Source organism: Anabaena sp. WA102, assembly GCF_001277295.1.
Classification (GTDB): domain Bacteria; phylum Cyanobacteriota; class Cyanobacteriia; order Cyanobacteriales; family Nostocaceae; genus Dolichospermum; species Dolichospermum heterosporum.
The window spans coordinates 98975-112341 of record NZ_CP011456.1 but is presented as its reverse complement, the minus strand read 5'-3'; the positions used below and the strand labels follow the sequence as shown (position 1 = coordinate 112341).

The 13367-nt window shown below is 37.0% G+C and carries 13 protein-coding genes; 7 read left to right on the top strand and 6 right to left on the bottom strand.

What is annotated here, in order from left to right; genetic code table 11:
- The first annotated feature begins 15 nt into the window (after positions 1-15).
- Positions 16-450 carry a GNAT family N-acetyltransferase gene (locus tag AA650_RS00385; protein ID WP_053537525.1) on the top strand — a complete coding sequence of 145 codons (435 nt, stop codon included), beginning with the start codon at positions 16-18 and terminating at the stop codon, positions 448-450.
- An 87-nt stretch (positions 451-537) separates the two neighbouring features.
- Positions 538-1446 carry a ribonuclease HI gene (gene rnhA, locus AA650_RS00380; protein ID WP_053537524.1) on the top strand — a complete coding sequence of 303 codons (909 nt, stop codon included), beginning with the start codon at positions 538-540 and terminating at the stop codon, positions 1444-1446.
- Positions 1447-1802: 356 nt separating this feature from the next.
- On the opposite strand, the gene AA650_RS00375 is transcribed toward rnhA, so the two are convergent.
- The 4 genes from AA650_RS00375 to corA form a co-directional block, all read right to left on the bottom strand.
- Entirely contained in the window at positions 1803-3683 is a 1881-nt protein-coding gene (locus AA650_RS00375; RefSeq protein ID WP_053537523.1) for an ABC transporter ATP-binding protein, read from the bottom strand.
- Positions 3684-3730: 47 nt separating this feature from the next.
- A complete protein-coding gene (locus tag AA650_RS00370; RefSeq protein ID WP_053537522.1) occupies positions 3731-4195 on the bottom strand; it encodes a hypothetical protein in 465 nt (154 codons plus the stop codon).
- A 484-nt stretch (positions 4196-4679) separates the two neighbouring features.
- Positions 4680-5732, bottom strand: a complete 1053-nt coding sequence (gene hemE / locus AA650_RS00365; protein ID WP_053537521.1) for a uroporphyrinogen decarboxylase — start codon at positions 5730-5732, stop codon at positions 4680-4682.
- Between the two features lie 518 nt (positions 5733-6250).
- Entirely contained in the window at positions 6251-7402 is a 1152-nt protein-coding gene (gene corA, locus AA650_RS00360) for a magnesium/cobalt transporter CorA (protein ID WP_053537520.1), read from the bottom strand.
- A 110-nt stretch (positions 7403-7512) separates the two neighbouring features.
- Between corA and AA650_RS27420 the strand changes: the two genes are divergently transcribed.
- Genes AA650_RS27420 through AA650_RS00345 form a run of 4 tightly spaced genes read left to right on the top strand, consistent with a single transcriptional unit; the run spans position 7513 to position 10122 of the window.
- On the top strand, positions 7513-7689 hold the full coding sequence (locus AA650_RS27420) for a hypothetical protein (RefSeq protein ID WP_199924350.1): 177 nt from the start codon (positions 7513-7515) through the stop codon (positions 7687-7689).
- Positions 7626-8000: a hypothetical protein gene (locus AA650_RS00355; RefSeq protein ID WP_053537519.1), complete on the top strand. Its 375-nt coding sequence runs from the start codon at positions 7626-7628 to the stop codon at positions 7998-8000. Before AA650_RS27420 ends, AA650_RS00355 begins: the two co-directional genes overlap by 64 nt.
- 29 nt (positions 8001-8029) lie before the next feature.
- Positions 8030-8836, top strand: a complete 807-nt coding sequence (locus tag AA650_RS00350; protein WP_053537518.1) for an SDR family oxidoreductase — start codon at positions 8030-8032, stop codon at positions 8834-8836.
- A gap of 17 nt (positions 8837-8853) precedes the next feature.
- A complete protein-coding gene (locus AA650_RS00345; RefSeq protein ID WP_053537517.1) occupies positions 8854-10122 on the top strand; it encodes a hypothetical protein in 1269 nt (422 codons plus the stop codon).
- Between the two features lie 269 nt (positions 10123-10391).
- Here the strand turns inward: AA650_RS00345 and AA650_RS00340 are convergent, their stop codons facing one another.
- Together AA650_RS00340 and AA650_RS00335 are read right to left on the bottom strand one after the other, a co-directional pair.
- Positions 10392-10847, bottom strand: a complete 456-nt coding sequence (locus AA650_RS00340; RefSeq protein WP_053537516.1) for a cupin domain-containing protein — start codon at positions 10845-10847, stop codon at positions 10392-10394.
- Positions 10848-10899: 52 nt separating this feature from the next.
- Positions 10900-11670, bottom strand: a complete 771-nt coding sequence (locus AA650_RS00335; RefSeq protein ID WP_053537515.1) for a cysteine hydrolase family protein — start codon at positions 11668-11670, stop codon at positions 10900-10902.
- An 82-nt stretch (positions 11671-11752) separates the two neighbouring features.
- On the opposite strand from AA650_RS00335, the gene AA650_RS00330 reads away from it, so the two are divergent.
- A complete protein-coding gene (locus tag AA650_RS00330; protein ID WP_053537514.1) occupies positions 11753-13153 on the top strand; it encodes an amidohydrolase in 1401 nt (466 codons plus the stop codon).
- The last annotated feature ends 214 nt before the right edge of the window (positions 13154-13367 follow it).

Below are 13367 nucleotides of genomic sequence, written 5' to 3'. Positions count from 1 at the left end.
AATAAAGTTTAAAAAATGAATTACCAAGTTGTTAACCAATTAAATGAAACTCAAATCTTTGAACTTGTGGAATTATACAAACATGAATTTTGGAGTAAAAATCGGACATATCAAGGTGTTACCAAAATGTTGACTGCATCTGATATTATTATTGCTTTAATAAATGAGGAAAAAGAACTAATTGCTTTTTGTCGTGTTTTGACTGATTTTGTTTATCGGGGAGTTCTTTATGATGTGATTGTTAAACCTAGTTATAGAAAAATGGGATTTGGTGCTAAATTATTAGATGAAGTCGTTAATCATACCCAATTAAAAGCAGTAGAAGATATTGCTCTTTTCTGTTTACCAGAAATGATTCCTTTTTATGAACGGTGGGGTTTTATATATGATATAAATGCACTGAAAATAATGCACCAGTATGATTCAGTTATGGGAGGAATAGAACCATGATTATTAACTATGATAGTCTGAAGATTATTGACTAAAATTCGTCAGTAATGACTTTCTTGATGATATTTACAGTTTGATACTTGCACTATGTCTACTCAACGTCTGATTCAAAGTATATACACAGATGGTGCTTGCACAGGCAATCCTGGACCTGGTGGTTGGGGTACAGTTGTCTATTTTAGTGATGGTTCAGTTCACGAAATGGGTGATTCATCCCAGCACACCACTAATAATAAAATGGAAATGCAAGCTGCGATCGCCGCCTTGGAATTTTTCAAATCATCTCGACAAACTGAACCTATTACCCTGTACACAGATAGTAAATATCTAATTGATTGTGTGACAAAATGGGTAAAAGGCTGGAAAAAGAACGGCTGGAAAAAAGCAGATGGGAATCCCGTCCAAAACCAAGACCTCCTAGAAATTCTGGATCAACTCAATAGCCGACTGGTACAATGGGAACACGTTCGCGGACATTCTGGTAATGTTGGCAATGAACGCTGTGATGTCATTGCCCGTTCTTTCGCAAATCACAAAATCCCCCACCTCAAACAGTCATTAGCCGACTTTCTTCACGAAACTTTACCTAAAATTGGGGAAATAAGCGTAGTAAAAGTACCTAATGATCCAATAAACTCTACAATAACTAATAAAAACACACTAGAAAGCAGTCCGTCTGCATCAGATACAAGCACTATGGAACCATCTACAACACCAACTGCGACTACAACCAACGAACAACCCACTGAAATCAGGGTTTTACAACTTCGCAACTTGGTGGAAACCTTACGGATTGCAGACGAAATTGCCGAAAAAGGCTACCTAATTACCAGTTCAGAATTAGCAGACTTAATGGGTGTTCACTCCAGCGCCGTTACCAGCCGAGGTGATGAATGGCGTTGGCGAAATTGGATAGTTTCACGAGTAAGACGTGAAGGTAATCAAATTCTCTGGGAACTTGAACGTGGGGACAAAATAGCAACAGAAATAGATTAAAATAATTCAGGAATTTTTAATTAGGACTTGCTCTTTGGTGTCAACTTAACGTAAATTGATGTCTCTTCAAGCCAGGGAATAAATTCCCTGTCTAAAAGCTAAAGTCGGTTAAAACCGACTATCTTCGCGTCAATAGGATAATTTTTGATTTTGAGTTAACCAGAGTGCGTTTTAACGCACTTGAGCTTTCAGCCGGGAACTTAAGTTCCCGGCGGGTTTCTTTAGCCAAACAAATAAGCTACTTGTACTGAGATTGCCTAAGTATCCCTAGCCTAAGTTGACACTAATGAGCAATGCTAAACCCCTACCCGCAGAATCAAATAATTTAAGCCGTGTTGAGTATAGCACACCTTTGATTAAGCTCCTAACATTTGTAAATTGTGCAAAGTCGCATAAAATCCTTGTTGTTGTAATAATTCTTCATGACTTCCCTGTTCAATTAATTCCCCCCGTTTCAACACAAAAATCCGGTCTACATTCCGAATCGTCGAGAGACGGTGAGCAATAATAATTGAAGTTCGTTGGATTAACAACTGATTTAAAGCTTCTTGAACTAAAGCCTCCGTTCCCACATCTAAACTCGCTGTAGCTTCATCTAAAACCAAAATTTGTGGATTACGAATAGCCGCCCTCGCAAAGGCTAAAAGTTGTTTTTGTCCACTAGAAAGATTAGTTGCTCGTTCTCGTAACTGAGTATCATAACCTTGAGGTAATTGGTTAATAAACGTCGCCACATTTGTTTTTTCTGCTGCTTGTTGAATTTCTGCAAAACTGTAATTGTCACCCAAAGTAATATTACTTTTGACATCACCAGCGAATAAAAACGCCTCTTGTAAAATCACCGTCATATAACGTCTTAGTTCCACCTGGGGAATCTCGCGGATATCCACACCATCAATCAGAATGCGCCCTTGGGTTGGTTCATAAAGACGACATAACAGGCGAATAATCGAACTTTTCCCGGCACCAGTTGGACCAACTAAAGCCACCTTTTCCCCTGGGTGAATGGTAAAGTCTAAATTCTTAATAACGTAATCATCATCTTTATAAGCAAAGGAAACATTTTCAAACTTAATTTCTCCCAAAGCCGGAACGGGTGTAAAATCTTGAGATTCTAACTTAGAAGCTATCTCATTAATATAGCCAAATTCAAAATCTACATTTAAACTTCGAGGCTGAGAGTAATCTTTAATTTCGATAGGTTCATCTAAAATATCAACTACCCGTTCAATAGCCGTAAAACCAGATTGAATCACCGTAAACTTTTCCGCAAAATTCCGCAATGGTTCAAAAAATTGTTGGGCATATAAAATAAATGCTGATAAAATCCCAAAAGAGATTTGTTGATTTAATAATAACCAACCACCTAAACATAGTACCCCAGCAACGGCAATTAAACCAATCCATTCTAAGGTTGCAGAAACTGCGGAATCATACCAAATGCTAATATCTACTTCCTTAATATAACGTTGGTTAGCAGATCGAAATAACTCAACATTAAATTTTTCGCGGCGAAATAATTGAACTATATTAATACCGACAATATTTTCTTGAAGTTGAGAATTGAGTGTAGAAAGTTCTTCCCTGGTTTTATAATTAGCCCTTCGATACTGCTGTTGAAAATAAATTATCAACCAAGTTACTGGCAAGAGGATGAATATCAACAAAGAAGCAAGTTGCCATTGAATTGAAAACATCAATCCCACAATTACTACCATAGATAGTAAATCAGAGACAATGCCTACAGCCCCAGTGGAAAAAACATCTCCTAAACTTTCGACATCACTCGTTAGTCTAGTAATCAATTTACCTACAGGTGTCTGATCAAAAAACCGCACAGCTAAAGATGTCACATGAGTAAATAAATCCTCACGAATAGCCGCCGTAATTTTTTGCCCTAGTTTCTGAACTAAATAACCTTGGACACCTGTTAATACTAAGCGCAAGGTAGTTGCAATAAGCAACATTCCAATCAGGATATTTAAGCCTTGCCATAAAGGCATATTTTGCAGAAATTGATATGTACTTGGTTCTTTGCGAATTAAAGAAATTGCCTGTCCTACTAATAGGGGTTTGATAGCACTAGCAACAGCAATAGGAACAAGCATGAACATGGATACTGCTAATAGTTTGCCATGACGACGACCATAGGGAACTAAGCGTAAAAATAACCGCCAGTCATTTTCTCGACGACGGTATTCGGGATTGGACTTAGTTGGAGATGGAGAGATGCCCATAAATAACAATTTAGGAGGAAAATAATGTGAAATTCTGCCCTGGGAGACTAATTTTTTTCAAAATTTAAGCCATTGATTTCTTGACATTTGGCCTGTGCTGCTTGATAAGCTGTCAAATATTCTAGACCACCCAACATAACATCACCATAATAATCATAGGGGGCTTCACCATAAATAGGTAAAGGATCATCCTCTGGATAATCTTCTTTGGATTCTTCAATAATGGCTTTGAGCTTTTTGGCACTCAGGCTTTGGGCGGGAAAATAATACAGTTCTTGGGGATTTTTTTGTAAATGGGGAAGTGTCGGATCTATAATTACATCATTAACTTCAATCCAACCATGTTCAACTGGTTTATAAGGCTGACCTGCAAATACTAAAAAGCCTTGAATATACTTTGCCCCTTCGGTGATTAAAACTGCTTTATAGGCATTATCAAAAGGTTTTTTGGCTTTACTTTTGATAGTTTTGGCAATTTCATTGGATAGGGTTTCATCTAATAATTTGTTCATGGAGTAAATTCTCCTTTAATTATTTTGTCAATTATTAATATACACTGTACTAGGCAATTTTTAATCACCTGGACTATATAGCGATCCTAAATTAGTTATGAAAAACAAGATCCCCGACTTCTCTAAGAGGTTGTTTGAAAAGTATTAGATGAAACCGATAAAAGGTTTTTTATACCACAGTGATGTTTCTTTTTATAATATAAAAAAAGCACCAGAAGATCGCCTCCCTCACCTAGTGGTCGGTGGGTATCATTGTCCCCGTGGGTTGGTGTGTTCTCTCGCGTCGAGACTTGTGGACCGTAAAATCTAAAGATTACAGAAAAATATTTAGTCAGAATCAGGATTTAAGGATGTACAGGATGTTACCGTTAACCTATTCAAAAATAACAGAAATTTCTCTCTGTGTCCTCTGTGCCTCTGTGGTTCGTTATTTCCTCATCTGCGTTTAATAAAAATCAGGTGGGCAAAAAACCCACCCGAAAAACTAGACCAAAGCGTTGAGATTTTTGGCAGTTTCAAAGAAGAAAGCGACGTTTTCTTCTGGTGTTTCGGGGAGGACACCATGACCGAGATTGAGGATATGTCCCCAGTTACCAGCTTTGCGAACGGTGTCCAAAACGCGATCGCGGATAAATTCCTTAGAACCAAATAATACACCCGGATCAAGATTACCCTGTACTTTGACGTGCTTACCTAATCTAGCTCTAGCATCTGCCATATCTACTGCCCAGTCTACGGTAATGATATCTGCACCAGAAGCAGGCATTCTTTCCAAAAGTCCGGCACTACCTGTCACCAACAAAATTAATGGTGTGTCAGGATGAGTGGCTTTTACCTTCTGAAACACCATTTTTTGATAAGGTAGAGCAAAGGTATCATAATCTTGAGGGCTTAATTGTCCTGCCCAAGAATCGAACATTTGTACTACTTGAGCGCCACAATCAATTTGATAGCGGACATAATCAGCGATAGAATCAGCTAATTTAGTGAGTAGCTGATGGAGAATTGTCGGATCTGAGAAAGCCATGTTTTTGATGATGGAATAGGTTTTAGAACCCTTACCTTCCACCGCATAAGCTGCTAAAGTCCAAGGTGCGCCGACAAAGCCTAACACCGTTGATTGATTACCCACTTCCTGCCGTAATGCTTGCAAAATCGTTTTGATAAACGGCAGTGCTGTTTCTGGATCTAAGGAATGCAGTTGATCAACTTGTTGTTTAGTGCGTATGGGCGAATAAATAATCGGTCCCTTTCCTTCCGCAATATCCATATCAATCCCCATTCCTGGTAAGGGGGTGACAATATCGGAAAACAAAATTACTCCATCGGGTTGAAACGCTCTCCAGGGTTGGAGGGAAACTTCGATCGCCACTTCGGGAATTTCTGAGCGATCGCGGAATGAAGGATATTTTTCCCGCAAATCCCGGTAAGCTTTCATGTAGCGTCCCGCTTGTCGCATCATCCATACAGGGGGACGATCTACTACTTCACCACGAGCAGCCCGAAGGAGGAGAGGAGCCGTTAAGGAAACACCCATTTAACACTTCGTCCTAAGTCACTTTTATATTTCACCATTTAGCTTACCATCCTCAGATTCCTCTTGATCTACCTATCTATACAGGTCTTAAGGTTGCTTGACTTAACTTAATAAAACGTTATGGGTTTCTTTGCCCAGAAAAATATCTTGACATTTTAGCGTAAATGTGTAAATCAAAAATTTAAGAAAGATGTAGGGGCGCAGGGCCTGCGCCCTTTGTTAACGAAACTTTACGAAGCATCTTTTTCACCCATTTTTAAGCGATAATAGAAATATAAGAAAATGGAGTTGAGAAAAAAAGACTCCTTTTGTTAAATAACTAATTAACCGCTAGTAAGTAGAGGTAGAATATGACAACCCAAAATTTGCTCATCCCTCATGCTTATGCGTATCTGCTCGTAAAAATTAGTGTCTTAGTTTTAGCATTGTTGCTGTGGTTTGTGTTTACAGCCGCACCCGTTATTTAATTACATTTAAAACTTAGAGATGTTGAAGAAAACGTCTCTATTTTATGGACATTAGCGATGAATATCTTTTTGGAAATTAACAGAATTAGTCAGCCAACCCCGTCGCCAGAAAAAGTATATTAGACTGGTAGCAATTAACGCCATTGCTCCTAAACATAGGGGGTAGCCCCAATACCAATTTAATTCTGGCATATTGTGGGGCGATTTTTCAGTATTGAAATTCATCCCATATACCCCAGCAATAAAAGTTAAGGGAATAAAAATAGAAGAAACCACCGTTAGCAACTTCATAATTTCATTCATTTTATTACTGATTGCCGATAAATACACATCCATTAAACCAGCCACTAATTCTCGATAAGTTTCCACTATATCCATCACTTGGACTGCATGATCATAACAATCTCGCAGATATATTCTCACATCATCACTAATTAATTCACTACCATCTCTAATTAAAGAATTAATTGCATCTCTTTGTGGCCAAATTGCGCGACGTAGTTGTAATAATTCTCGCCGAATTTGATATATTTTTTGTAATGTTTGTTGACTAGGATTAACGATTACTTCTTCTTCTAAATCATCAATTCTTTCCCCATACAGTTCTAAAACTGGGAAAAATCCATCAATAATTGCGTCTAATAAAGAATAAGCCAAGTAATCACTACCTTGTCTGCGGATAATACCTTTATTCTTATTAATTCTCATTCTCACACCATCAAAACAATCATGTTCTGGTTCTTCCTGGACTGTCAAAACATAATATTTGCCTAAGACTAAACTTACTTGTTCACTATAAAAACTGCCATTATTATGATTAGGTACAACCATGTGGGCAATAATTACTAATTGATCTTCATAATCCTCAATTTTTGGTCGTTCTACCATGTTGACAATATCTTCCAAAATCAGAGGATGTAAATCAAAAGTTTGACCTAAACGATGTAAAATATCTTTACTACCTAAACCTTGAACATCCACCCAAGAAACTGATTCTGTATCCAAATAATTAAGACATTCTTCAGGGTAACTTATTTGTTTATGAATGAGTTCAGTTTGATTATAGTCAATGAGAAAAATAATTGGTTGTTCAGCATTTTCATCAACAATGATTGTTCCTGGTTGAGTTCCTGGTTCGTGATAGAATTCCTTCCCCCGTGACTTCTTCATAGCTTTGGTAGCGCGGCGAATTTTTCTAACCATGAATTTTTACTCTTTAGATATTACTGTCTAAAATTTTAACTCATATCATATAATTTTCTTAATTTTGCATTACGGAAATGGTAATTTCTATATACAAATAAAATAAAAATATGCTTATGCAACCAAATCAGCAAACATTTTGGTTAATTGAAACTGAAGCAAAACCATTGCAGCAGATTATAGGTGGTGGTTTTATTTTACCAGATGGACAAGTAGCGTACCTTTGGTCAGCGCAGCTATCGCTAGAATTTTACCACATTCCAGTTATGTCACCTTTCCATCTCTAGCATCCTTTCAACAACTGCAAAATCAAAGAGGGAGAACATTAGTATTTGGAGAAAACTCACGAGATAATTATCATCTACAAAGCTTTAAACTAGTAAGAGATAAAGATGTAACAGGTATCAGCGGTACTGGTATAGTTGCCATAGGATGTTATTTTCAACTTTTCCATCAAGATATTGGTCAAAATTCTGCTAATATTGCAATTATGCAATGGTTGAAAGCACCTAAATCCACAGCCTGGTATACTCAAGGATGGGAACAAATTATATTAATTCATGGACATAAAGGTAAAACCGAAATTATTGTAGATTAAATATCCCCTATTCCAGAAATCTTCCATTTATGAATACTAGTGAAAATCTCATCTTAGTTGTCGGTTCTACCGGTGGAGTTGGACAACTTGTAGTTAGTAAACTATTAGAAAAAGGCTTACAAGTTCGTATTCTCACCAGGGATGCCGAAAAAGCCGCCAAAATGTTTAATAACAAAGTAGAAATTGCAATTGGTGATATCTGTAAACCTAGCAGTCTCACAGCAGCAATGGTAAATATTACCTGTATTATTTGTTGTACAGGAACTACCGCTTTCCCCTCCGCAAGATGGGAATTTAATCAAACCCCCAACATAATCGAATTAGGAATTACCGTATTTAATCCCCAATTCCTAGAAGATAAAGCCAAAAATACCCCCACTAAAGTTGATACACAGGGTGTAATTAATCTTATATCAGCAGCACCAAAAAACCTCAACCGCTTCGTATTTGTTTCTTCCTGTGGAATTCTGCGTAAACATCAATTTCCATTTAATATTCTGAATCTTTTTGGTGTACTTGACGCTAAAGAAAAAGGAGAACAAGCCATTATTAATTCGGGAATTCCTTATACTATTATTCGTCCCGGACGTTTAACCGATGGACCATATACATCCTATGATCTCAATACCTTACTCAAAGCCACAAGTGGAGGTAAATTAAACATCATTTTCGGAACAGGAGACACAATTTCCGGTGATACTAGCCGCATTGATGTAGCTGCAACCTGTGTAGAAAGTTTATTTTATCAAAGTTCTGTGAATAAAGTTTTTGAAATAGTTAATCAAGGAAATAGACCGACTATAATTGATTGGCAAAATCTTTTTTCACAATTATAAAAAAGAGAGCAAAAAACATGAAATTGAATAACTTTAAAATCCCACTTCTTTTAATATTTGCTAGTTTTGTTTTTTCACCAGCAGGTTATACTCAAACACCAGAATCACAAACATCTCAACTATCTGAAGAAGTTACCAAATTACGGACACAAGGACAAACAGGATTACAAACATTTCTCAAATCCCATATTAATAACCTAACATCTCCACCAAAACCACAAATTAAAACAGCTTTAGATCAATTGTGTCAACAACGAGATTGTTATGCTTCCAAATTATATTGGTATACCGATTTAGAACAAGCCAAAGCTGCTGCTAAACTTAGTGGTAAACCAATCCTTTCTTTAAGATTATTGGGGAGATTAGATACAGACCTTAGTTGTGCCAATAGCCGGTTTTTTAGAGTAGCATTATATCCCAATGCTGAAATTTCCCAAGAATTAAGAGACAAATTTATCTTACATTGGCAAAGTGTTCGTCCTGTTCCCAAAGTAACAATTGATTTTGGTGACGGACGCAAATTAGAAAGAACCATCACCGGTAATAGTATTCATTATATTTTAGATAGTTCTGGTCGTCCCATTGATGCCATTCCCGGACTTTATGGACCAAAAGCTTTTCTTAAACAACTCCAGCAAGGCGAAGTAATTGCAAGAATTTTAAGTAATCAAAATGGTGAAAAATACAATTTATTATTACAACAATACCATCTGCGCCGTCTTGACGACATTCAAAACCAATGGAGAACAGATTTATCTAAATTGGGTATTCAATCTCTACCCCAGTTAGTTCGCACAAATAATCCTACATCATCTCCTAATGCTAGATTAGCAAGTTCCTTAGCAGTTTCTAAAGCAGTAGTTGAAAGACCAATTCTGAATTATATTCAACCAGAACCAGCAGAAGCTTCTTCAGAAATTCTTAACCAAGCAACTTGGAATGAATTATCTAGGCTATATCAAAACGATGCTAGACTGGATAAAAATAGTATAACTTTAATTGAAGATAAAAAGTTACCAAATACAACAGACAAAAATAATTTATCCAGAGTAATTCGTAATTTTGAAACCGTCATGGCTTTAGATACTGTCAAAAACGAATATCTGCTACACAGACAAATTCATCAATGGTTTTTAGCAGAAAATCAAACATCAAATATTAATCAGTTGAATGAAAAAGTTTATGCTGAATTATTTTTAACTCCCAGTTCTGATCCTTGGTTGGGTTTAGTCAACAATGATACTTATAGTGCCATAGATAACGGTGGTATTGTGGAAAAGAATTAGAGTTGAGGAGTGTAAATAACCTCAGCAAAAACTTTGATTTTCTGGCGTTGCTGAATGAAAGTATGAATTTTTCTCACGCAGAGACGCAGAGGCGCAAAGAGTAAGAGTTTGAGAAAGGGAATTTTTGATTTTCAGAGGATGTTTGAAAAAGGTAGGGAAGGGGGGTTAGGTTTCTGGAGATTATCAGTTTCATCTAATACTTTTCAAACAACCTCTCATACCGCCATTATCCAACGCCTATTTTCTTACCTGGTCCGGTTTTTTGTAATCTAAAAAAACTTCAAAGAATCTAATCTTCCCAGAATAGTCATATCTTCAGCATCTAATTCTACGGGAATACCACTGCGAATTAGTTCCGAAAAATCCTCATTGGGAACCATAATGGTTAAGGCATAAAGACGGTTTTCACCAGTATTTTTAATTAAATGCATCCCTGTTGGTGGTACTAATAAACTATCTCCAGCTTTGATATTTACCGTTTTCCCGTCACAAATTGCAATGCCTTCTCCTTTGAGAATAAAAAACATTTCTACAGCCCATTGATGCCGATTTGGTGGTGTTTGTCCACCGACATCAAAGATTTCTATACAACAAGTTAAAGAAGTATTTGCACTTGCAGAATCAAAGATAATTGCTAATCGGTTAGAGTCATGGGGACTAATCCGATATGCTTGATAATCTTTGGGAGATTTGATAATGGGAATTACACAACGAGTATCGTACATATTGGTAATGGGTAATTAGTAATTGGTAATTGGTGTTTTTACTCCAATTAAATTAATGATGAATTGCGGTTACAATTGCAGAAGAATCTGTTACAAAACCGAAACATTGTTGGACATTATATAAAGTCGCTAACCAACAATATTCCGGTGAAGTTGTCGCGGTACAATCTTTGACTAAAATACAGTCATATCCTAAAAAATTGGCATCACACAAAGTTGATAAAACACATTGATCAGCATTTACACCAGCAAAGAATAGTGTAGTTAAACCTAAATTTCGTAAAATACTGTCTAACGGTGTATCCCAAAATCCACTCATACGATACTTATCAACCTGGATGTCTTCTGGTAGCTGTTCTAGTTCTTCCACCACAGCAGCAGCCCAACTGCCCTGCATTAGTACCTGAGAACCGTTGCTGGGAAGGGGATCACCTAATCCGACTCCTGCCCCCGTGGGGTTGTATACGTGCAATAAACCGGCACTGATATTTAGTAAATCTGGACGATTTCCCCAATTTAGCCAAATTATAGGTATATCAGCAGCCCGCAGTTGTGGTAACAATTGTTGCAGGGGGGCAATCGGTTGACGGGCAGGGTTAACATCTACACCAATGTGTGCTAACCAACCATCAGGATGACAAAAATCATTTTGCATATCAATGACAATGATAGCAGCTTTGGATAAGTCGCAACGCAGAGTTTTAGTTTCTGTGGCTAAAATGGCTGGTCGTGGAGTCTTTTGAGGACGAGTAATATCTGCAAATGTCTGATTTACTTGCCAGTTATTGGGTGCAAATCCTAATTTCTGAGTGGGTAGATTCATAAATGCCAATTCTCGATATCGTTTTTTACGTTGTAGCTTAAAATTATGTTAATAGATCAATTACTTAATTAAGGTTAAAATCATGAACTTTACAATTAAGAATACTTTAATTAGCGTTGCCGATAGTTACGTAACTACAGACGTACAGGTTATAGATGGTAAAATCACCGCTATTACCCCTAATTTAGAAATAATTGGCACAGAAATTAATGGAGAGAACAAACTGCTGCTTCCTGGTTTTTTTAATGCCCATACCCATTCTTCGGAAATGTGGCAACGAGGAGTAATTCCCCCTTTACCTCTTGAATTATGGTTAGCACATTTATATGATTTTACTCCTTTAAATACAGAACAAGTTTATCTTAGTGCTTTGGGAACGGCAGTAGAAACTTTACTTTCTGGGGGAACAAGTGTAGTAGATCATTTAGTATTAATTCCTGGAGAAGAATTAGAAACTATTGCTACAGCAGTTCGCGCTTATCAAGAAGTAGGCATCCGGGCTTTTATTGCCCCTCTAATTCAAGATGAATCTTTGAGTATGGGCATACCTAATGGAGAATTACAAGCAAATCATGAACCTTATTTTCGTTCTTCTGGGGAAACTTTAGCAATTATGGAAACAGCGGTAAAACAATTTCATCAACCAGAGGTAGGAATTAATATTTTAGTTGCCCCGACGGGGATTCAATTATGCAGCGATGATTTATTTACAGGATGTATTTCATTAAGTAATAAGTATGATCTTTGCCGTCATACCCATTTATTAGAAACCAAAGCCCAGGAAAACCTGGCTAAAGAAAAGTATGGTTGTACTGCGGTTGCCCATTTACAACGACTTGGTTTTTTGAACAGTTGCACAACTTTAGCACATTGTGTATGGTTGAAGGAATCTGATATTAATATTCTTGCCCAAACACAATCTACAGTCGTCCACAATCCTTTAAGTAACCTCCGTTTAGGCAGTGGTATTGCCCCAATTATCAAATATATTCAAGCGGGGGTTAATGTCACCTTTGGCTGTGATGGTGCTTCTAGCAATGACTCCCAAGACTTGTTAGAAGCTATTAAAATTGGTTCGATTCTACATAATCTTACAGAACCAGATTATCAATACTGGATCACACCCAGGCAAGCTGTAAAAATGGCATCTTTAGGGGGTGCAAAAGGTTTAAATGTAGAAGAGGAACTTGGTTCTCTTACTGTTGGTAAAAAAGCTGATTTAGTTTTATATGATCTCAATAATTTATCATTACTTCCCCGCACAGATCCTATTGGTTTATTAGTTTTAGGTCGTCCTGTCAATGTTGTTAATAGTGCTTGGGTAAATGGTAAGCAAATTATTAGTAATGGGAAAATTACTACAATTAATATTGATGAACTACGACAAGAATTATTTAACCGAAGTCACTGGGAAACACAGCCTAAATCAGCTAATGTAGATAAATTAACACCTCGTTATCGGCAAGTTATGGGATTAGATTAATGTTAAGCAATATACGGCACTTCCTTAGAGGATGTTTAAAAAGTGGTATCCCGTAATTTTCATCATATTGTTACCCCCCCTTTCCCCTTGTAAAGGGGAGAAACAATAAAAATCCAGTTCCCTCCCCTTTATAAGGGGAGGGTTAGGGAGGGGTAAAATATTTAATACAGCAATCATGACTTTTAAAACACCCTCTTGTGTTATGAGGTACACA